This window comes from Paenibacillus sp. NPDC057934, from assembly GCF_042887565.1.
In the GTDB taxonomy this organism is placed as follows: Bacteria; Bacillota; Bacilli; order Paenibacillales; family Paenibacillaceae; genus Paenibacillus_AQ.
On sequence record NZ_JBHVPB010000008.1, the window covers coordinates 178,879 to 199,395 of the forward strand.

Genomic DNA, 20,517 nt, shown 5'->3' on the forward strand with positions numbered 1-20,517 from the left:
ATGGCTTGATTTCAGTCAGGCTATGCTGAAAGGATTTGGCACTACAGGCTTTCACCGTCACATGCCAGGGAACAGCCGCGTATCTTATAAACAGTAGCTTATGTTTTCGAGAAGGGTCCGGCGTTACCGTTGCAAAATAGTCAGGAGGGGTGAGCGTTGAAGGTTTTATTTACGTTTTATGTACCCAGCGGAGGGGTCGAAACGCTGAACAAGCTGAGATGCGAGAGCTTGCAGCGGAGCGGGATTGAATGCCATCTGCTGTATCTCATGCCGGGATCGGGCGAGGATAACGGAGCAGCCTTTCCGACATTTATCGGTTCCACGGATGAAGAGATCACCAAAATCATCAAATCCAATTATTATGATGCCATTGTTGTAACTTCAGATATTTTCCTCTTGGAACGACTCCGTATGCTCGGTTACAGAGGAATTCTCATCTATGAGGCGCAGGGGTTGGGAAAAAGAAATGAAGCGAAGGAACTGATTACAGTAGCTGTTCCCTATTTACAATCCTTCTGCAATGCAATCCTGATTCCGCCTACAGATCATTTAATGGAACTATTCATGCAAATCTGCCCATGGATGCGGCGCTTTATCATTCCTAACATTGTCGATGTACACACCTTTAATCATATTCCGAATGATCCACCTGCCGACCCGGTCCTCGCCTGGGTTGGTCGTCTGGAGAGCAACAAGAATTGGCGCGAGTATCTGGAGATCGCCTATCGCCTCCGAAGCCATAAGCCGAATCTACATCTCTGGATGTTCCATGACCCCTCCCTGGCTGGAGTGGGAGAATCAGAGAAATTTGAAACGATGCTTCAGCTGCTGGGACTGCAAGACCGACTCAGCGTGTTTACTAACATTCCTAACGGGACTATGCCAGTATACTTTTCCTCCATTGTAAATTCCGGGGGTCTCCTGTTATCCACCTCAATTACAGAAGGATTTGGGTATGCCGTTGCTGAAGCCATCTGCTGTACCTGCCCTGTGCTCAGTACGGATTCGGATGGTGTCCGCTCCTTTATCGTGCATAACCAGACCGGCAAATTCTATCCGCTGGGTGATATTGACACCGCGGTCACAGAAGCGCTGGAGCTGATGGATGACGACAAGCTGCGGAGTCGCATCCGCAAGCAGGGCAGAGACCATATGGTCACCAGCTTCGGTTCGGGACAATACAGCCACTCCTTTCGCGAGATGCTGAACTCCTTCTCCATTTTTTAAATTCAAATTGGCCTCAAATCGCTTAACTCTGCTCAAAGAACCCTCAATCCACTGACGTGGCATTGAAGGTTCTTTTTATATCCCTATGACAAAGAATTGACTTTCTTTACTGCGACAGGATCTCCAAAAGCTCACGCTGAAATATTTCAGCACTCTGCTGCCAGGTAAAACCCTGTGAATCCTGTTCACCTCTAAACGCAAGTTTAGCACGTATATTCGGCTCCTCAATCAGCCTCAGCACATCCTCAGCCAGCTTGTTCTCATAGCGATAGGACATCAGAGAGTTCTCGCCAGGTTTGCAATATTCCATGTTTCCGCCCGCATAAATGGTTACGAGCGCCGCTCCGCAGCGCATGGCCTCTAGTCCAGGCAGCGAACCTGAATCATGTGTGCTTGCACTGACGAAAATGTCGCTCTCGTTATAATGGTAGCAAAGCTCAGCATCATTGGCCGGTGTACGAATCTGGTAGGCCGGATCATGCAGGAATTCTTGTAGGATCGCTGATTCGGCAAACTCGCGCGGTGGAATAATTAGGTAGATCACCACCCCTGGATGCCGCTCCTTCACCTTGTTCAACTGCCGGATCAGGTAAGCCTGCTCGCGGTGGTCGGAGAACCCCCCTTCAGGCTTGCGCAAGATCGTCGAAACAATGAGCGGTCTACCTCCCTGCCTGCGGAGTTTCATATTATAGAAGTCAGAGTTAACACCAATGGGCACAATTCGACCCTTGATGCCATGGACTAGTTGCACCAGACTTTGCTGCCAATTGGACAGGACGAAGAGATTGTTCGTCACATTGTAGGAGGCGAAGGACACATTATTGTCTGGCAAAAAAGTCGGTTCATAGCAGAGCGTCAGCCGGGTGTGAATACCTTTGCCTGCTTCGCTGGCCTGCTGCGACACTGCCACCGTACTGTAATAGTTGGAAACAATAACATCACTGAAGGGAAAATCGGCAGCGCTGATAACCGCACCCGAGGAATGAATGATTTTGCATTTCATAGGATATTCCACAATCCCGTTCCGGGGCATAAGGATCGTCACATCATGACCGAACCCGGCCAAACGGTTGGCGAGTTCAGCTAACATCCGTTGCGCCCCGCCCTTGGACAAAGTCAGAATCGGAAACGTCAGCTTCATTTGCTCTCCTCCTTCCGCAACAAACGCAGAATCTGCATACGATACTTGGCCTGTAGCCGTTTGATTTCCCGACGTTGCGCCTCGCTATGAATCACAGAGCCCATGGCCTCATGAACCCTGTAATCAAGCAGTGGCTCTTCTATAAAAGACCATTCGTAATAAGGCAGCAGCCGGAGCCATAACTCATAGTCATGGGTATACAAATACGCCTCATTAAACAGCCCCAGCTTCCGAAAAATATCCGTATCTAGTAGCACGGTACTGCCATTCACGGTGCAGCCCGTCATCAACGTCTCCAGCAGATGCTTTTTACTGACAAACGGAAAATTCACCGCTTCGGTCAGCCTTTCCCCCCGTTCATTGATGCAATAATAGGCCGTATGGTTAAAGGACAGACCCGAGCTTTGCAGAATTTCCAGCTGTCTTCTGATTTTGTCAGGGTGAAAAATATCATCCGCGCTGAGCCAGGCAAAAAATCCTCCCGTTGCCGCTTTAATCCCCTGATTCAGGGCCGATGCTGTCCCCCCGTTTTCTTTGCGGATATATAAAATACTGTCCATGTAAGGTGCAAGCTTCTCCACATGGACAGTGGAACCATCATCAACGACGATAATTTCGATATCGGTATAGCTCTGAGCCAGAACGCTGTCTAGCGCCTGATCCACATAAGGGCAATTGTAAAAAGGAATGACTACCGAAACCTTGGATTTATTATTCATGTGCTCACCTCCTTCTCCTAAAAAGTCCGGTCTCCGCGGAATCTTTGCCGTCCTTTAAAGGAGGCCGTGCAGGCGGAGGTCGCTGCACGGGTCATTTAGCCCTCCAGGAATCCCCCCTGTCCTTCTCTCTTTATTAGCCTCCCATAGAAGAAATCAGGTCACGGAGCGGAGCTTGATAACGGTCGATGGTTACAGCCACTTCCTCCAAAATGGCATCGTAATGCTTCAATGTGCCCATGCCGTCATGCTGACGGTAAGCGGTCAGAGATTGGTTCAGCAGCACCGGTGGATAGCCATTCAATATCGCCCGGAACCACAAGTCATAGTCATGGGTATAAGGTAGCGTTTCGTTGAAGTAACCAATGGCTCCAAGCAGTTCTCTCTTAATCATGATCGTACAACCGTTCACGGGATTGCCCTGGAGGAAGCAGCGAAGATAGGCAAGATAATCCGGAAACACCGCTGCCGCATCCATCTTGATCAATTGGGATTGTCCGTTAATATAATTGAAGTTGGTATAGGAGATCAGCAGGTTGTTCTGTTCCATGTACAGAACCTGATTTCTGATTTTGTCATGATAGAACAGGTCATCCGAGCTAAGCCAGACGATATAATCGCCCGTAGCTTGCCGAATACCGTGATTCAGAGCGGAGGCGGTTCCCCCGTTGCTCTTCCCCAGATAGTGAATATAAGGGAGATACGGGGTAATCCGCTCCTGATGTATCGTCGAACCGTCATCTACCAGAATAATTTCATAGGGCTGCCAGGATTGTGACAACGCACTTTGCAACGCCTGTTCAATATAAGGACAATTGTAAAAAGGGATAACTACTGATACTTTCGGATTATTCATACTAATCTCCCTTCCCCATCGGTTCGATAATGGACCAGAATATCGGTGAGCGAGGTCTCCAGTCCGATCTCCGGTTGCCAACCTAAAGTGGCTACATTCACTTCCGGTGTAGCCTTAAGGTTCTGGTCATCTGCCCTGACATCCTCACGTTGAGTCCGATTCGTCGTGACCTGCTTCAGTGGTTCATCGGCTCCCAAGCCCCAGTCCAGCGGAACCGCTACTGCCGAGCGGCTGACCAGATACTCCGCAATCTCGCCCAAGGAACGCTGCTGCCCGGAATCAATCTTATACACTGTTCCTGTCTCTCCTTTATTCAAAATTACGCTATAGGCTCTGACAGCATCACGAACATCCAGAAAGTCACGGAGGTCATACCGGGAAGAAAGCTTGAATAGAGGCGGTTGCCCTCCTGTTTCCAGAGTGACAATATATCGAGCCAATAATGAGCAAAACCCGGTGGAGGGACCGGGGCCAATCAGGTTGCAGGGCTCAGCGATAATTACCGGTTGCCGAAAAAGGGTTCCCCAGGCCAGTGACGCCAGTTCCTCCAATGTTTTGCTGAGACTGTAGGGATGCGGCGGTCCCTCTACCGTGCCCGCCTTGAACTTGAGACGTGATCCCGCCACCAGAATCCGACTTTGGGGCCGGCTTCGCAGGGCTTCCAGCAAGTAGAGGGTTGCCATTACATTACTCTCTATATACAGGAGCGGGTCACGCCAGGATTCCGGTACGGAATTTTTGCCTGCAAGATGCAGAACCTCGTCTGGTGCGACTGTCTGGATCATTTCATGCACGGCTTTCCTGTCGCTCAAATCGCAGTAATACACATGTACGCCTTCCGGGAATATAGGAGCAACTCCCCCTACTCCCCTGTCATTCCCTGGATGGCGCAGCACTGCCGTAACCTGCGCTCCGTCTGATGCAAAGCTGTGAACCGCATGGCGTCCAGTAAATCCCCCTGCGCCGGTGATAAGCAGCCTCCGCCCGTTCATAGGGTCGCTTCTGGCGGGTTCATCCACTCTGCCAGCTCCGCCAGCATCACCGAATACGTTGGGAAATCCCAACTGAAGTCGGGTCTTGTGCTTTGGAGTGTACGATCCTGCACGTACATATCTTCAAGAACAATCTCCACATCCCGCTTGTCAAAAGCTGTGCGAATCTGCTGCAATAGTTGATATTTGCTTACCGGCTGGGGATGGGCAAGATGGATGAGGCCAGAAACGGTGGAATCCAGCAAAGAATCTATAGCTTTGGCCAGCTCCAGAGTGGTTACGCCGTTCCACATCACCCGGCTGTAGCCCGAGACCTGGCCTGACTGAGCCAGGAACCACTCCAGTAGACCGATTCCGCCGGAGCGGATTTCGGGCCCTATAATAGAAGTGCGAATGGTCAAATGCCCCGGTTCACGCACCTCACCAAGACTTTTGGTAATCGCGTATACCGAGGTCCCGTCCGGGGTATCATCCTCGGCGTAACCGCCGCGTGTTCCTTCGAACACGCAGTCGGTACTGATATGGATTAGCCGTGCATGAACCTCATCTGCCACACGCCGCAGGCGATGCGGCAGAAAGCCGTTCACATGGTAAGCTCCGATCTTGTCACGCTCTGCAAACTGGTTAAGCACCCCCATGGCATTGATAATGCAATGGGGGGAGACGATATCAACCAGATTTTCCACCCCGGCAATATCGTCGGCGTCTACATACAGCCCACTGAGATCTTTTTTATCCCGGGTTGTATAGAACACACTATGCTTGCCCTGACGGCGAAAATAATTCACGAGCATATGCCCCGCCATACCGTTTCCACCGAGGATGAGCAGCTTCATTGCAGAAACCCTCCCCGGATCAGAATGTCCTTGATCTCATTCTGGTCCATCAGATTGGTCTCGGAACTGAAGCTGTTAAAGGAGACATGCGGGTAGCGGCTGTAATGCTCTTTCAGTTCCGGCATATCCAGTGTCGGCAGAATCACCAGATACTGCTCGTCATAGACTACTGTAGTCATACTTTCAAAATCACTCATGAGGATTTCATGGATTTTCTCACCAGGCCGGATACCCGCTTCAACGATACTGACATCCTCTCTCCCGGAAGCCTCAATCAGTACCTCCGCCAGATCGACGATCCGGCAGGTCGGCATGGTCATGACAAAGATTTCACCGCCGACACTGACCTCCGAGGCTTTGAAGAGCAGCGTAATCGCATCGCGCAGGGTCAGAAAGAAGCGCGTCATCCCCATATCTGTAATGCGCACCTGCCCTTTGTCCTTGATCTGCTTCATGAACAGATGCACAACACTGCCGTTCGTGCCTAGCACGTTGCCCCCACGTACCGTTACGAACCGGGTGTTTGAACCAAGCAGGTTAGCGTAGACGATCAGCTTCTCCCCGATCGCTTTCGTCATTCCGTAGAAGTTGGACGGGTTAGCCGCTTTGTCGGTAGAGATATAGATGACTTTCTCAACATGGCTGGCAATCGCCGACTCAATCACATTCTGTGTGCCGACCACATTGGTCTTCAGGGCTTCATAAGGTTGATCCTCGCAGACCGGAACATGCTTCAGCGCTGCCAGATGAAATACATAGTCGATCCCCCGGCATGCTGCGGTAAGAGCATCCTTATCGCGGATATCGCCAATGGTGAAGCTGAGACGGTCATCCTCGAATTCGCGACTCATCGCTACCTGGGCGGACTCGCTGCGGGAGAATACTATGATTTCACGCGGATTTTGCGGCAGCAGCTGCCGGATCAGTTCATGTCCCCAGGAACCGGTGCCGCCTGTGACCAGAATCCGTTTCTTATTGAACATGCAGGTTCCCTCCAAGCAAAAATTTGACTACTTTAGCCGAGACATCCGGGGCTTTATAGCCTTCCGGTGCCTCCCATTCCCGGTGCAGCGAGGTCATCAGCTTGACGCAGCGCAGAATGCTGTCCCGATTCACCCCGGATACCACATTGCTTCCGCAATCCACCGTCTCCGGGCGTTCAGTGGTTTTGCGAATAGTAACAGTCGGTACTCCCATCAAGCAGCATTCCTCCTGAACAGTGCCGCTGTCGCTAATCGCACACAGCGCATGTCGCTCCAAATGGACAAAGTCAAAAAATCCGAAAGGCTCATGAAATTCAACCAGCGGGTGCATGGATAGCGAGAGTTGCTCCGTAAGACGGGAGCGTGTGCGGGGATGGATGCTGCAGATCAAGCGAATTCCAAAATGCTCGGCAACCTCATTCAAACCGGACATAATTTGTTCAAGCGAGCGAGGATCGTCGACATTCTCAGCACGGTGAGCCGTGACCAGGAAATACTGACCCGGTGTAAGGCTTAACCGGTCCAGAATATCACTCCCCCCAATCTGGGCTTCGTAATGTGTCATCACTTCGTGGATCGGATTACCAGTCAGCACGATCCGGTTCGTAGGGAAACCTTCACTGACAAGATGTCTTTTACTCTGCTGCGTATATGGCATATTAATGGTGGAAACCGCATCGATGACACGGCGGTTTTTCTCTTCGGGCACATTTAAATCGTAACAACGGTTTCCCGCCTCCATATGCACCACCGGAATTCCCATACGTTCAGCCAGAATCGCACATAGCGCGCTGTTGGTATCACCCAGCAGCAGAATGCGTTCCGGCTGCTCCTTCCGCAGAATCGGCTCCAGTCCGCCGAACATGGCGGCCATTTGTCCACCAAGCCCTGCCTGCTTATCCTGCAGCACATAATCTGGCGCCCGTAGCCCCAGTTCCGCAAAGAAGATACCGCTGAGGCTGGAGGTGAAATTCTGGCCGGTATGCACCAGCACATGCCGCTCCGCATGCTCGTCGAGCAGCGGAATGATTACGCTTAGACGGATAATTTCGGGCCGTGTGCCCAAGATCGTCATGATCTTCATGAGTTCACTCCCCTGCTTTGTATATAATTCCGTTCCGGCCGCCAGGTCTGAAGCGGCCGGTCGGAGAGGCCGCGCTTCCCCTGGCGCGGCCTACGCCGCCTTGCGGCGGCCCTTGGCCCGGCGGGCGCTGCTGCGGCTCTTGCCGCCGGAACGCTGCCGCCGGGCGGCGGGTTTGGACCGCCGCTTGCGGGACGCGCGGCGAATGGCGGACGGGCGCTCGCGCCGGCGCGCCCGGTCCTTGGCGCGGCGCAGACGGCCGCGCCGGATCTTGCTGCGCCGCAGAGACGCGCGGCGCGAAGTTCCCCGCCGCTGCTCAGCTGCGGCGGGAGGTTCGCTCTCGCCCGGGACCGCAGGTCCGGGCGGAGGCACCGCTGCGACGGGGATCGCAGCGGGCGACGAAGTGCAGTAGCGGAGGTTCCACTTCTCCGCGAGTCCATGCAGCCGCATGCGGTACGCTGCCGGGCCGTAGGCGGCCTCGGCCAGTTCGCGCGCCCTGCTGCCTATCGCGGCGGCATGGCCAGGCTCCGCCAGCAAAGCTTTTACCGCATCGGCTAGTGCGTCGGTATTCTCTACCGGGACGAGATAATCGCTACAGCCCGCAGTTTGCAGAATCTCCTGCAGTCCCCCTGAAGCATAGGCCACGACAGGCTTGCCGTAAGACATTCCTTCCAAGGCTGTCATCCCAAAGCCCTCACGGATGAGGCTGGGCACAACGAGTACATCCATCGCACAATAAGCAGCCGGCAGACAATCCTCATAGCCAACAAATTGGAAGCGAGATTGAAGGCCTTCTAATTTCACCTTACGAACACAGCGGTCATAGAAACTCTTATCCCCCGGTGTCCCGATAACTAGGAACTTCGCATCCCGTTGTGCGGCCGATACAATTACAGCCATATCTACGAAATGCTCCAGTCCCTTTTCCTTATTAATAAAGGAAGATATATAGCCGACCAGCTTCTGGTGCGGCTGCACCCGCAGCTCCAGTCTCCGTTCGCTACGCAGCTTGCTCCAGGACGCTGCCATCATCTCTCCATCATTCCATGACGGGGGAAGCAGCGTGACCTTGCTCGCCATCATCTCGGGCGTAAAACAGGCTGCTGCCGTATGGGAGATGGCCAGGATCTCATCACTGTTGCGGTCTATCAGATCGACACTGATCTGTGTAAATTCATTGTCCGTTATAGCTTCTGAAATTTTCCAGAGTACAGGAATACCCAGCGACTTAGCGGCAATAGCAGGAAGCACATGAACACAGGTGCTGGTGATGATAAAGGCCGGACGCAGAACGACCAGCCAGTTCGTTAGCTCCCGATATTCCCTACCCTCCTGCATGGTTCGAGCATCAGCTGGAAGACCTGCATACGGAGTGTACATTCCATACAAAAGAGGAATCGGCATAAGCTCTACATTCAGCCCGAAGTGCCGGGCCTGCCCGGTCAGCTTCCCTTCATGCGGCGCAACCAGTATGCAGTTAAAAAACCGGGATAGCTCACGGCCGAAGAAGAGCAGCAGCTTCTCCGCACCGGTAATGCTTCGTGTATTGGAGACATGAGAAAAGAGGACGATTGTAGCTTTGTCGGCCATGGCGTCTTGGCGCTCCTTTAACCAGGGCTGGGAGCGACCATTCACCTCCTAAAAGTTATCCAGAGTCCGGCCACCAATGCTCCTTCATGGACCGGACTCCTCCCTGTACAGCGGTACCCATCAGCCAGGCTATTCCTGCAGAGACAAATGCCGAATCCGGTGATTCAGTATATTGAGATGAATAGACTCCCGGCACCGGCATTTGCTCACCTGGCAAAAGCACATTCCTGTCCCTCACCTGATTTCGCTCAGCTGTAGATAATAGTCAGCAATTGATTGAGGCGTTTGGTGTACGTGTGATCCTTCAGTGTCCGCTCATAGGCACGAAGTACAATCTCCCGGCGCTCTTCCTCATGCGTAAGGTAGAAGCGAATTTTGTCCATCATTTCCTTCGGGCTGGCATAAGTCTCAATCTCCTCACCAAGCTTGTAAAAGTTCCCCATGTCATCCCTGGCATCGCAGAGCTGCAACGTACCGCTAGCGGCAATTTCAAAGGTGCGCGGGTTCGGAGAAACGGCTGGAATAGCCAGTGAATTGTTGTTGACATCCTCATCAATGTGGGAACGGTGCAGGTTGATGACGATTTTGGAGCCGCTGTAAGCAAGTGCTGTTTCCTGCGGGGACATCCATTTGCCGATCTCAATCCGTTCGCCATACTGCGGAGCCTCGGGCAAGCGGTCCCACCAGATTCCGTTGATGACCGTGTTGTACTGCATCAGTTCAGGCAAGACTTCACGGAAGAAGCTGACCCGGTTCCAGTAGGCGGAGCCGATAAAGCTGATATCGCGCTGGATCGGTGAGCGTGTCGTAGTCGGATGATAATGCTCCCGGTGGACCCCAAATGGCAGATAATGAACCTGTTGGCAGCCCAGTCCTTTATAGAAATCAACGCAATTGCGCTCCAAGGTGAATACATAGTCGTAATGCAGTACGATTTTCAAAGTGAAGTCTGTGTAGTAAGGATCATCTGTAAGCCAGATGGCCGTGCGAATGCCGGAGTTTCTCAGCTCGTTAATCTGCTCCAACGGCAGATCCATTCCGTCCAAGACTAGCACCAGATCCGGTTGATTGGCCCCGGCCAGCTCCACCAAGTTCTGACGAACATCCGTGACTGTTACCCGGGAGGCCAGCTTTTGCAGAGCTGCGACAACGGCTTCATCCAGGGGAGAATAAGGGTACCCTTTGCCTGAAGCTACATACATAACGTGGATATTGCGCACAGGCACCGGTTCCTCCGGTCTGCCGCTTAGAATTGCCAGCCGGCCTCGCAGATACCCTTCGTCATAACCTGTCTTGAAGCCGGTTAACCTTCCCCGCAGCTTTTCTTCTTCCGCAGGCGTAAGAGGCAGCGGGGGTGTAGGGAGTACAAAATTATTGCTCATCAGCTTCTCGCTCCTTTATCTCATGAATAGATTCATTTTCGTGGGGCAATGACATTTAGCAGCTGCGGCAAGCGGGCAGTAAACGTATGATTTCGCAGCGTGGTATGAAGTCCCCGTAACGCAATTTGGCGACGTTCTTCTTCATGATGGAGATAATAGTCCATCTTCCGCTGCAATTCCTCTGCGGACCCGAACGTTTCAATGTCATAACCGGGGCGGTAAAAGCTGCCCAGATCCTCCCGAACATCCGTCAGTTGCATCGTTCCACAGGCGCTGATCTCATAGGTGCGCGGATTGATAGACCGGGAAGGCAACTGATGTGTATTACGGTTATCCTGTCCGTTTTCCCACGGTCGGTGAATATTGATAACGAGCTTGGCACCACTGTAATAATTCGCAGTTTCTGCGGGTGGGATAAACCCATCCTTGATGAACGGGGCCAATTGGTCATAACGGCCCAGCCGCTCCCAGAATCCCCCGGCAATCAATACCTTCTTGGTGCTTAAATAAGGGGCCAACTTGTCGAACAACTCTGTCCGGTTGCGGAAGGCATTGCCGATGAATACGATATCGTACTTGTACTGCGGCCCGGTGCGGCGGGGATGAAACATGTCTGGGTTCACACACAAGGGCACATAATGTACCGACACCGCTCCAAGCGAGCGATAAAACTCCACAGCACCCAATTCATGCGTAAAGACATGATCGTAATGCCGCCAAATGACCGCGGTGTCCTCTGTAAAATAAGGATCATCCACAAACCAGATCGCCGCTGTAATGCCCAGACCCCGTATAGCAGCAATCTGTTCCAGATGGTTCTCCGGGAACACGTGCAGCCCGTTCATAACGAGCACTGCTCCCGGCCGCTCTCTTGCCGCAGTCTCATACATAGCTTCAGGCGTGCTAACCACCAATTCGCTGACAAGCTGCTGCAATGCTTCCCTCACACCAGTATCAATGGCTTCGAAACCCTGAGGTACATACATGAGTTTAAATGGCCGGCATGCCTCCGCTTTCGGCGGGTTCAATCGCTGCACGGCCTGGCATAACCCGAAGTGATACCCCTCGTGGTAACCATGGAGGTATTCGGGGTTATGCGCCTTTCTTATCGTTGCTGTCACGGCCTTCACCCTGCCCTGTCGTATTCTCAAGACAGTGTACTATATGCGGAGTCAGCACTCGCCTCATGGACATCTGTCTGTAGCACGCATAAATTGGCAGATGCCCCCTGTCTTTCGCCCGACTTGGCACACACCAATGCAGAATGTATCCACTCCTGCCAAACTGCTATAATAGAGGGATCATCAGATTCAGGACGAATGCTGTGCTGCTGCCTGACTCGATCTACGGGGAGGAAATCCACATGTATAACGCCAACGTCATGCTGTATCTACGACACGCAGAGTTGCTGCGGGATAAAGTTCCTTCTTTCGGCTCTTACCCCTTCAATTTGCCAGCGGTACGTGATCTGGAGCGTCTTGTTTTTGAGAAGCAGGTTACCTTTCTGGTCGGGGAAAACGGGACGGGAAAATCAACACTGCTGGAAGGTATCGCTGCTGCCTGGGGCTTTAATCCCGAAGGCGGGACCCTGAACTTTTCGTTCAGTACTCGTCCCTCTCATTCGCAGCTTTATGAGTTTTTAAGAATTGCCCGAGGTGTGAAACGGCCAAAGGACGGATTCTTCCTGCGGGCGGAGAGCTACTATAATGTCGCTTCGTATATAGATGAGTTGGACAAGGAACCCGGAGGTCCAGCTATTATAGGCTCGTATGGCGGCAAGTCACTGCATGAGCAGTCCCATGGTGAGTCTTTTTTAGCTGCCTTCATCCATCGTTTCGGCGGACGGGGACTTTATATTCTCGACGAGCCGGAAGCTGCGCTTTCTCCGGTACGCCAAATGTCGCTAATAGCACGGATGCATGAGCTGGTGAAACGGAACTCTCAGTTTATTATCGCAACCCACTCTCCAATTTTGATGTCCTATCCCGGCGCGGATATCTTTCTTTTGGAGAGTGAGGGAATACGCAAGGTCACGCTGGAGGAGACTGAACATTTCACTGTGACCAAAGCATTCATGAACGACCGCGAGAAGATGCTACGGGAACTGCTCGTGGATGATGAATAGGATTTTTTCAGACGGATGGAGTTTAAAAGCTACTGAGGGATTTGAAGCTAGTTGGGGGATTTGAAGCGAGAAATGATAGATTGCTATATAAGACGAACTTAAGAGCTCAACTTAAGAGCTCAACGTAAGATCCGAACGTAAGGCTCGGTCGTCACTTTGGTGGAATGTTTGGACTTCCGGTCGACATTATTTCCGAAGTGAAATTAACGGCATTTTTGTATCCTAATTAGTCTACGTCAAAGGGTATTTGGAAATTAAGTGCAATATTGTACGTTAAATCTTTCACTATAGCCCTTTCAAGGCACTTTTTTTAAAAATAAGATACAATAATGCTTCTATTCCCCTAATTTTCCTTTAATCAAGAAATATAAGGTACAAAAATGCCGTTAGTTGGGAAGGTAGCGCCATTTTCTACTGTTATGAAGACGGGTACAGGGGATTCCACTATAAGACCGTTACAGTTACTGGCTGCTCACATAGGCATCCAACCATCTCTTCATTTCCTGCGGTGGCCCGAGTCCCAATTCTCTGCGGTATTGCTCCTCAAAACCTGCATAGTGCTTCACAACACGCTCCGGCTTGCCACTTTCCGCATACACCTCTAGTAACAACAGGTGCATATTTTCCTCAAGGGGGTGAAGCAACAGGCCTGCTTCCAGCCTCCGCTCCGCCTGAGCCCAGTCTTCTCTAGCCATTTGGCGCCGTACCAGTTGATAGAGTAGTACCTTGTACTGCTTGGCACAGCCTTCCTCAAGTTTTACCTTCCAAAGGTAATCCTTCCGGTCAAGCAGGCTGCCCCTATAAAGATCGCATAAACGCTCCAGCGAAGACATATCCTCCAGTGTATCAGCCAAAGGCGGGCTGCTCCGCTGCATTTCCAGCAGATCATAGGAAACCTGCAAGGTTTCCAGACAATAGCCGTCTCCGGTTTTGACGATGTTCATGCCGATGTCCTGTTCCTTCAGTAGTTTCCTCAGGCGGTACACCGTATTGTGCAGATTATGTGCAGCACGCTCCTCATCCATATCCGGCCACAGCACATTCATCAGATACCACTTGTTAGAATCCTGATTGGGATAACAGAGCAAATAAGCAAACAACTCTTCCGTCTTCCGCGCGGACCAATGGATGAGCTCTCCCTTCGAATTCCGAACTTCAAAGCCTCCGAAGCAGCGGATAAAAACCGTCGGCATGGAAGTGGACATGGCCGCAGACGCAGACGAGCGCCCGGCTTCTTTTATCATCCGATCTGTAATTCTCGCGATAGCAGCCGGGGTAACCGGCTTCAGAATATAGTCAAAAGCGAAGACATTGAAGGCCTCAAGCGCATATTCCTTGTAGGCTGTTGTGAATACAATCCGCGTATTTTCGCAGCACTCATCAATTCTGCGAGCCAGTTCTAGGCCGGAAAGCCGCGGCATCTCCACATCCAAGAACACAATGTCCGGCTGGAGATTGGGCAGGCTGGTCAAGGCATCCATAGGATTGCTGAACGCCCCGATAATGTGACAGTGCGGATTCCTTCCTACAACTACCTTCATCAGCTCCAGAATCGGCTTCTCATCTTCCACAATGACAACAGTAAATAAGTCCGCCCTTCCTTCTTCCATTCCATCGTTCCTTTCTCGGGTACTAACATTCAACCAATGATCCTCCTCATTTCAATTTCAGTTCTGCCAATGCTTCAGCACCAAACTCTTGTTTATACGCCTCCAGATATTGTTCGCGAAGTCGGCTGATCTTCTCTTTTTTTCCGCGTTGTTCATAATTATCTATCAGAAGCTCATACATTTTCTCTTGCAGTGGATACATAGACAGATAGCCTTCCAGCAGATCCTCTGCCTGATCCAAGTACCCAGAAGCAATCTTCCGTTCAACGAGTTCACCAATCAGCACGGTATACTGCTTAAAGTACGCCTCTTCCAAGGCTGCTTTCCATATATATGGCTTATTTTCTAGTAGCGGACCCTGATACAAGGAACAAAGATACTCTGCTTGCTCCTCGTTGAGCGCCTCTTTACCCTCATTACTTTTAGCCTGATCAAACGCCAGTACATCGTAAACTGCATTACCGATATCCAGCATGTATCTGTCATTGAGCTTCTTGATTTCCATCTCAAAGTTATTTTCCCTTAGCAATTTCCTTAAGAGGTACAGCGTATTGTAAAAATTAGAAAAGCTCTGCTTTTCCGACATCTCCGGCCAAAGCAAGTCAAGCAGTCTCCATTTGCTGATATAGGTAGCCGGATGACATAGGAAGTATGCTAATAACTCCTCTGCTCTTCGGGTGCGGTAATGCAGCGGGTTCCCCCTGGCATCCCGAACCTCAAATTCACCAAAGCAGCGGACTGCCACCTTCTTTCTCTGAAGATTCTCGTTACTAGACACGCGTTTGTGATTCAGGCGTTCTTGCACCCGGTTAATGGACGCTGGCGTCACGGGTTTGAGTATATAATCCAAGGCTTGTACCTCGAACGCCTCCACGGCGTAATCCTTATAGGCTGTCGTAAATACGATCTGTGTCTTAGGGAGTAATGCATAGATTCGGTTAGCCAACTCGATCCCGTTCAGCCTCGGCATTTCAACATCTATAAACACCACATCCGGCTCCAATTCCGGCAGCTGCTCCAACGCCTCCAGTGGATGGATGAATGCACCGGCAATGATGAAATTGTGATCACGACCAATCATGACCTTCATCAATTCAAGAATGGGCTGCTCATCCTCAACAATTACCGCACGAAACATGCTTGTCCTCCTTCGTTTCCTCTTATCCCTGTTCTACAGGCAAATAGATCGTGACTACCGTTCCCTGCTCCGGTTTGGAATGGATACTTAAGCCAGCACCCGGAATCCGCTCTATACGCTTTCTAACATTGGCAATGCCTATGCCTCCGTCCTCTCTTTCGCCACCGGTCAGCTTGTACAGCAAATCATCCGGAATACCAATCCCGTCATCTTCGACAGTAATTTTGATATATTCTTCTCTTGCCTGCACAGTTAGTGTAACTCTGCCTTGTCCTTCTTTCTCAAACAGTCCGTGCCGGATAGCATTCTCAACGAAGGGTTGAATACTTAAAGCAGGGATATCAAAATACTCCAGCCCGGTGTCCACGGCAAGCACATAATCAAACCGCTCCCCAAACCTGGCCTTCTCAATCTCAACGTACGCATGGATAAGCTCCAATTCCCGATGCAAGGGCACCACCAGCGTAGAGCGGTCCATGTCCAGAATAAAGCGGATATATTGACTGAGCATGGTTAACAAATAAGCGGCCTTTTCTCCATCCGTATAACAGAAGGAAATGACGTTGCTTAGTGCATTGTATAGAAAATGGGGCTTAATCTGTGCCTGATGAAAAGCCTGCTCGTTACGAAGCGCCTCCTCGAATGACGTTTTCATTGATATCAAGGTCTGGATTCTCGCGATAAGCGTCTCCACATCAAATGGCTTGGTGACATAGTCATTCGCCCCGACCCTAAACCCCAGCGCAATGTCTGATCCCGAATCTTTGACCGTAGCGAACAAGATCGGTAGCTCCAGAATAGAGTGCTTGGCACGCAAGGTCCGGCATAATTCAATGCCCGAGATTTCTGGCATCATGACATCCAGAATGACCAAGTCGATACCTGGATAAGTGTTCATTTTGTCCAAGGCTTCTTTAGCAGAGAATGCAGTAACTACATTGTAGTGATGCCTTCTTAGGATATGCAGCAAACTATGGATATTGGAGGCCTCGTCATCGACAATTAATATGGTGTGCGCAAACTCCGGGTCGATGTCATCCAATGAGATAAGCTCAGTATGAGCCGTTCTCTGCCTTTCAGCGGTTGCCGCTGATTCACGGTATCCCGGAATCCGCTGCATCTTTTGCATGGTGAAAAGCATTCGTGTTCCTAGTCCCAACTCGGACCATTCCACCCGGATTTCCCCGCCCATGCGTTCCACCAGTTTACGGCTGATGTACAGTCCAACGCCCATGCCGGTATAACCATCCTTAGGGAGCGGCTTCTCCACCTGTTCAAAATATTCAAATATCGTCTCCTGCTTATCCAGCGGAATGCCGGTTCCCGTGTCCTCTACTACTATGGATGCTATGTTCTCAGCAAGGCTGCAACTGATGCGGATTTCTCCCTCTTCCGTGTGCTTAATTGCATTATGAACGAGGTTATACAGCACCTGCTGTAACCGGCTTTCATCTGCCAGAACCCAGGTATCGTCGGCTACCAGATTCTCAAGCATTACTTTTTTACCCGCAAGCTCGAACTGCAGCACATCTATAACGATCTGGGAAGCGACGCGAAGATCCACCACCGTCATTTGCAGACGCAGCTCCCCATGCTTCAGACGGCTGACATCAATAAGATCCTCAATAAGCATGGATAGCTTGGTTGCTGTATCCTTAATCAGCCAAAGGTTCTGCTTTTGGCTCGTCTGCAGATTCTCTTCCGTATCCTCCAGCAAGTAGGAGGTCATATTCATAATGCCATGCAGGGGGGTCTTAAGCTCATGAGAAGTGTTCACTAAGAACTCGTCCTTCAACTGATTGGAGACCATCAGCCGGCGTGATAACACCTCTATATTGGCATAAGCATTCGAGAATCGTAAGGCCAGCATGATATTAATGAGGACAATAAAGATGACGACCCCACATTTGCCAACCAGATCATTGGTAATGACGTTCTCGGAATAAAGGCTTGAATCCACCAAAAACACCAGCAACGCGAAAGCCCCCACTATGATGAGCAGAAGCTCTGAGCGATGGGACGATGGCTGAAGATTGCGAATGTACAAGTAGATCATACGGATAATAAGCCCAGCTACAGCGAATCCCATATAGATCACCAAAAAATATTTCACACTGATGTGGACACTGTACGGCACAGTGACAACTGCTATGAGGTACAGTGCGAAGGGCAACAGGAGGAGCCTCAGCTTTTTCACAGACATCAGACGGGTCTCCACACTACAGAAGAACATGAAAATAATAATCGCACCCATAAACTGGCTGAACTCCAGCAGCTTATATGTAAAGTTAAACGGCAGGTCCGGGAAGAAGCGCTGAAACACTTTTTCACCATATAAGGAATCCTGAAAGGCTTGCAGCAGCAAATATAGTCCGCTAAGCAGATAAGCCTTCTCTCTTCGTCCCAGAAAATAGAAGCTAAAATGATAAGCTCCGAACATGACCAGAATTAAGATAATCCCGATATCCGCTCCCAGCTGAATGCTGCTCACTTCCGAAATTCGTCCCTGTGTACCAAAAGGAATGGAGTTCACGATCCCCCCGGTAACAAAGTTGAAGTTAGATACTTGGAGAAGAATCTCAAGCTTGCCTGTATCCGTATGAAAAAAAACTGTATAGGGCGTATTGCTCGGCTGGAAAGCCTCGGCATTCTTTGCAGGAACACCACTCCCGCCTTCCAGATCCTCATTGATAAATAGCCGGTGGGCCATGCGGACGCTCCGCATTTTCAATCCGAGAACTTCGTCCTTCTCCTTTAATAAAATGGTAAGCCGATACGTTCCAGCGCCTTTACGGCTAACCCCTCCCTCCTCACTCTTCCCCCGCCATGTACCCGGGACGGACAGATAGGAGGCCTTCTCTGCACGTTCTTGCACGAAATCTTTGGGCTCAAGCAGTTCGTCTTTGTAGAACTCCCACTCTCCATCCAGATTGATGACGCCATTATTGTGCAAATCCCACTGGGTTAGATCAAGCACGCCATGCTTGGCCAGAGGCGCCATCCGGTTAGGAAGCGTGTGGGAATAAATTGTGGTCAATAACGATATTGCTATTACAAAAAACAAAGCAAAGCCAACAGCCTTGCTATATTTGATCCTTCTCACCAGCCGTTCCCCTCTCCACAAACAATAGAACAACCTCATTGTATACCTAGTGACTCACAAAAATCTCAAAATAAATAGATTCCTACAGTTCCAAACTTTCCCCTTCGTTCCTTCTCGCTTTTCGTTACTTTCTTTTGCTCATTCATCTTACATATATATTAGTTTTTCGTCTCGTCTAAGACGGGCGTATAGCAAAAAGACACTTTAGAGGGCAATGCCTCTTAAAGTGTCTCAAATAAACCTATCTTAACATGTAAATGACCTTGTATTTAAAAGTAACAAACCATTCTTCGCAATTGAAGCTCCGAGTAGTGTGCTTACCCCCGCTTCCACAGCCGGGTCAGTCGGTGCAGCACCCAGCCGAACATCACAACAACCATCATATCGAAGCTCACGTTGAACATGAACAGATGCTTGCCGATATCAGCCCGACCATCGCCTAGGATCGGTACCAGGAAACAAAAGATACCAATCAGACCCAGCAGCATCAGCAGTTCTCCCGCCATTCGGCTCCGGGTTTCCCGAGCACGGAAATACTGAAACAGTGCCACTGCGAAGTACACAACGTAGAATACAGACAGAAAAGCCAACGTGTGCGGGATATGTTTGTTTTTGAATTGGCTCCACGTACTGTAGGTGTAGGATAAGGCTCCGGCCGGCTTGTTCTCCGTCTTCTCGTAATTCCCGAGATAGTATGGACGGATAGCCATGCTGTTGCTCGCTGCATATTCCATGTTCTTAATCAGTCGATCTGGATGCTTGAGATAGAAGAACAACACATCCTTATGGGATACCCGGTCGTAGAAGTCCGGCCCTAGCGAAGGGTCATTTTGCTTGATAGCCGTATCATTCTGAAAATAATTCGTCCCCGCCAGTACCGCAAGCCGCTCCGGCAATCCCAGGTCGCGCAGATCCCCACGCACATCCGGCGATTCGTTAAGAATTCCGAAGAAGACCGTCTGGTACAGGTTGATATGCTTCAGATCCTTCGGCGCAGCCACGTACAGAACGACCGATACCACGAAGATCGCGGCAGAGAACCGCAGCGCCAGCTTCCGCCAGTTCCCCTCTCCTTTAAGGAAGGAGAATCTTAGAAAAATAAGGGCGAAGGCAATCCCGATCGGCGCATTCTGGATTTTGGAACAGGTAAGAAAGACCACCGCGATAAAGAACCAGGTCAGCACTCTGGGCGTGGGCTTTTCCATAGATGTCAGCTTTAAACCCAGAGCGAAAGCCAGCAGCATAAACACCAGCGATACCGGCTCACCGTACAAAGAGTTGAAGTACGCCAGATACCCGATGTCATAAAAGACGAACAGAATACCGGCACCAAGTAACAGCCCTGTCAGATATGATCCCTTTGCGTTATGTTTTACTAGCAGCCAGGATGCTGCCAGCAGCAGTACAGTATACACTGCACCCAGCAAACGAATATCGAAGAAGCTTCCGTGAAACAGCCCACCCAGCAGCCGCGGAATCAGTACCAGCAAGATTTGCGAGGACGGATAGAAGCCCTTGAACAGATTCTCATACGAGAAACGGGAATGGCTAAAGCTGAAAAAACGATCGGCATACGATTCATTAGCATCGTAGTAATTCAGACCGGTAGTGCTCATCATGCGCAGGAAATCTCCGTTGTCAGCCACTCCAATGAAATGACCCCAGAACAACAGAGAAATAATAATCCCCAGTCCGACCAGCACCACTACCGTCTCTGGACGGCCTAATCTTCTCATA

General features: G+C 50.6%; 17 protein-coding genes. 2 read left to right on the forward strand and 15 right to left on the reverse strand.

The features are described from left to right. Window positions 1–156 precede the first annotated feature (156 nt). Window positions 157–1,227 carry a glycosyltransferase family 4 protein gene (locus ACFVRY_RS19465; protein WP_387501944.1) on the forward strand — a complete coding sequence of 357 codons (1,071 nt, stop codon included), beginning with the start codon at window positions 157–159 and terminating at the stop codon, window positions 1,225–1,227. A 106-nt stretch (window positions 1,228–1,333) separates the two neighbouring features. Here the strand turns inward: ACFVRY_RS19465 and ACFVRY_RS19470 are convergent, their stop codons facing one another. The 11 genes from ACFVRY_RS19470 to ACFVRY_RS19520 form a co-directional block, all read right to left on the reverse strand. Beyond that, window positions 1,334–2,368, reverse strand: a complete 1,035-nt coding sequence (locus ACFVRY_RS19470; RefSeq protein WP_387501945.1) for a glycosyltransferase family 4 protein — start codon at window positions 2,366–2,368, stop codon at window positions 1,334–1,336. Next, window positions 2,365–3,087 carry a glycosyltransferase family 2 protein gene (locus ACFVRY_RS19475; RefSeq protein ID WP_387501946.1) on the reverse strand — a complete coding sequence of 241 codons (723 nt, stop codon included), beginning with the start codon at window positions 3,085–3,087 and terminating at the stop codon, window positions 2,365–2,367. The genes ACFVRY_RS19470 and ACFVRY_RS19475 overlap by 4 nt, the downstream gene beginning before the upstream one ends. 133 nt (window positions 3,088–3,220) lie before the next feature. After that, window positions 3,221–3,940 (reverse strand): glycosyltransferase, encoded by a 720-nt coding sequence (locus tag ACFVRY_RS19480; RefSeq protein WP_387501947.1) that lies wholly within the window; start codon window positions 3,938–3,940, stop codon window positions 3,221–3,223. Then, window positions 3,937–5,004, reverse strand: a complete 1,068-nt coding sequence (locus ACFVRY_RS19485; protein WP_387501948.1) for an NAD-dependent epimerase/dehydratase family protein — start codon at window positions 5,002–5,004, stop codon at window positions 3,937–3,939. The genes ACFVRY_RS19480 and ACFVRY_RS19485 overlap by 4 nt, the downstream gene beginning before the upstream one ends. Next, window positions 4,929–5,768: a dTDP-4-dehydrorhamnose reductase family protein gene (locus tag ACFVRY_RS19490; RefSeq protein ID WP_387501950.1), complete on the reverse strand. Its 840-nt coding sequence runs from the start codon at window positions 5,766–5,768 to the stop codon at window positions 4,929–4,931. The genes ACFVRY_RS19485 and ACFVRY_RS19490 overlap by 76 nt, the downstream gene beginning before the upstream one ends. After that, window positions 5,765–6,751, reverse strand: coding sequence for a polysaccharide biosynthesis protein (locus ACFVRY_RS19495; RefSeq protein WP_387501951.1), 987 nt, complete (start codon window positions 6,749–6,751; stop codon window positions 5,765–5,767). The genes ACFVRY_RS19490 and ACFVRY_RS19495 overlap by 4 nt, the downstream gene beginning before the upstream one ends. Beyond that, the gene (wecB, locus tag ACFVRY_RS19500; RefSeq protein WP_387501952.1) at window positions 6,741–7,835 is read right to left on the reverse strand and encodes a non-hydrolyzing UDP-N-acetylglucosamine 2-epimerase; all 1,095 of its coding nucleotides are present in this window, start codon (window positions 7,833–7,835) and stop codon (window positions 6,741–6,743) included. The genes ACFVRY_RS19495 and wecB overlap by 11 nt, the downstream gene beginning before the upstream one ends. A gap of 90 nt (window positions 7,836–7,925) precedes the next feature. Next, window positions 7,926–9,422 (reverse strand): glycosyltransferase, encoded by a 1,497-nt coding sequence (locus tag ACFVRY_RS19505; RefSeq protein WP_387501954.1) that lies wholly within the window; start codon window positions 9,420–9,422, stop codon window positions 7,926–7,928. A 55-nt stretch (window positions 9,423–9,477) separates the two neighbouring features. Continuing rightward, window positions 9,478–9,645, reverse strand: coding sequence for a hypothetical protein (locus ACFVRY_RS19510; RefSeq protein WP_387501955.1), 168 nt, complete (start codon window positions 9,643–9,645; stop codon window positions 9,478–9,480). Between the two features lie 25 nt (window positions 9,646–9,670). After that, the gene (locus tag ACFVRY_RS19515) at window positions 9,671–10,804 is read right to left on the reverse strand and encodes a CgeB family protein (RefSeq protein ID WP_387501956.1); all 1,134 of its coding nucleotides are present in this window, start codon (window positions 10,802–10,804) and stop codon (window positions 9,671–9,673) included. 32 nt (window positions 10,805–10,836) lie between these two features. Then, the gene (locus ACFVRY_RS19520) at window positions 10,837–11,925 is read right to left on the reverse strand and encodes a CgeB family protein (RefSeq protein WP_387501957.1); all 1,089 of its coding nucleotides are present in this window, start codon (window positions 11,923–11,925) and stop codon (window positions 10,837–10,839) included. A gap of 242 nt (window positions 11,926–12,167) precedes the next feature. Here ACFVRY_RS19520 and ACFVRY_RS19525 point away from each other — a divergent pair, with 242 nt between their 5' ends. Further along, window positions 12,168–12,929 (forward strand): AAA family ATPase, encoded by a 762-nt coding sequence (locus ACFVRY_RS19525; protein ID WP_387501958.1) that lies wholly within the window; start codon window positions 12,168–12,170, stop codon window positions 12,927–12,929. Window positions 12,930–13,390: 461 nt separating this feature from the next. Here ACFVRY_RS19525 and ACFVRY_RS19530 read toward each other — a convergent pair whose 3' ends face one another. The 4 genes from ACFVRY_RS19530 to wsfD form a co-directional block, all read right to left on the reverse strand. Further along, window positions 13,391–14,572: a response regulator gene (locus tag ACFVRY_RS19530; RefSeq protein ID WP_387501960.1), complete on the reverse strand. Its 1,182-nt coding sequence runs from the start codon at window positions 14,570–14,572 to the stop codon at window positions 13,391–13,393. A gap of 13 nt (window positions 14,573–14,585) precedes the next feature. Further along, window positions 14,586–15,677 (reverse strand): response regulator, encoded by a 1,092-nt coding sequence (locus ACFVRY_RS19535; protein WP_387501961.1) that lies wholly within the window; start codon window positions 15,675–15,677, stop codon window positions 14,586–14,588. Between the two features lie 22 nt (window positions 15,678–15,699). After that, window positions 15,700–18,780: a sensor histidine kinase gene (locus tag ACFVRY_RS19540; RefSeq protein WP_387501962.1), complete on the reverse strand. Its 3,081-nt coding sequence runs from the start codon at window positions 18,778–18,780 to the stop codon at window positions 15,700–15,702. 317 nt (window positions 18,781–19,097) lie between these two features. Then, the gene (wsfD, locus tag ACFVRY_RS19545) at window positions 19,098–20,516 is read right to left on the reverse strand and encodes a glycan biosynthesis hexose transferase WsfD (RefSeq protein WP_387501963.1); all 1,419 of its coding nucleotides are present in this window, start codon (window positions 20,514–20,516) and stop codon (window positions 19,098–19,100) included. Between the last annotated feature and the right edge of the window lies 1 nt (window position 20,517).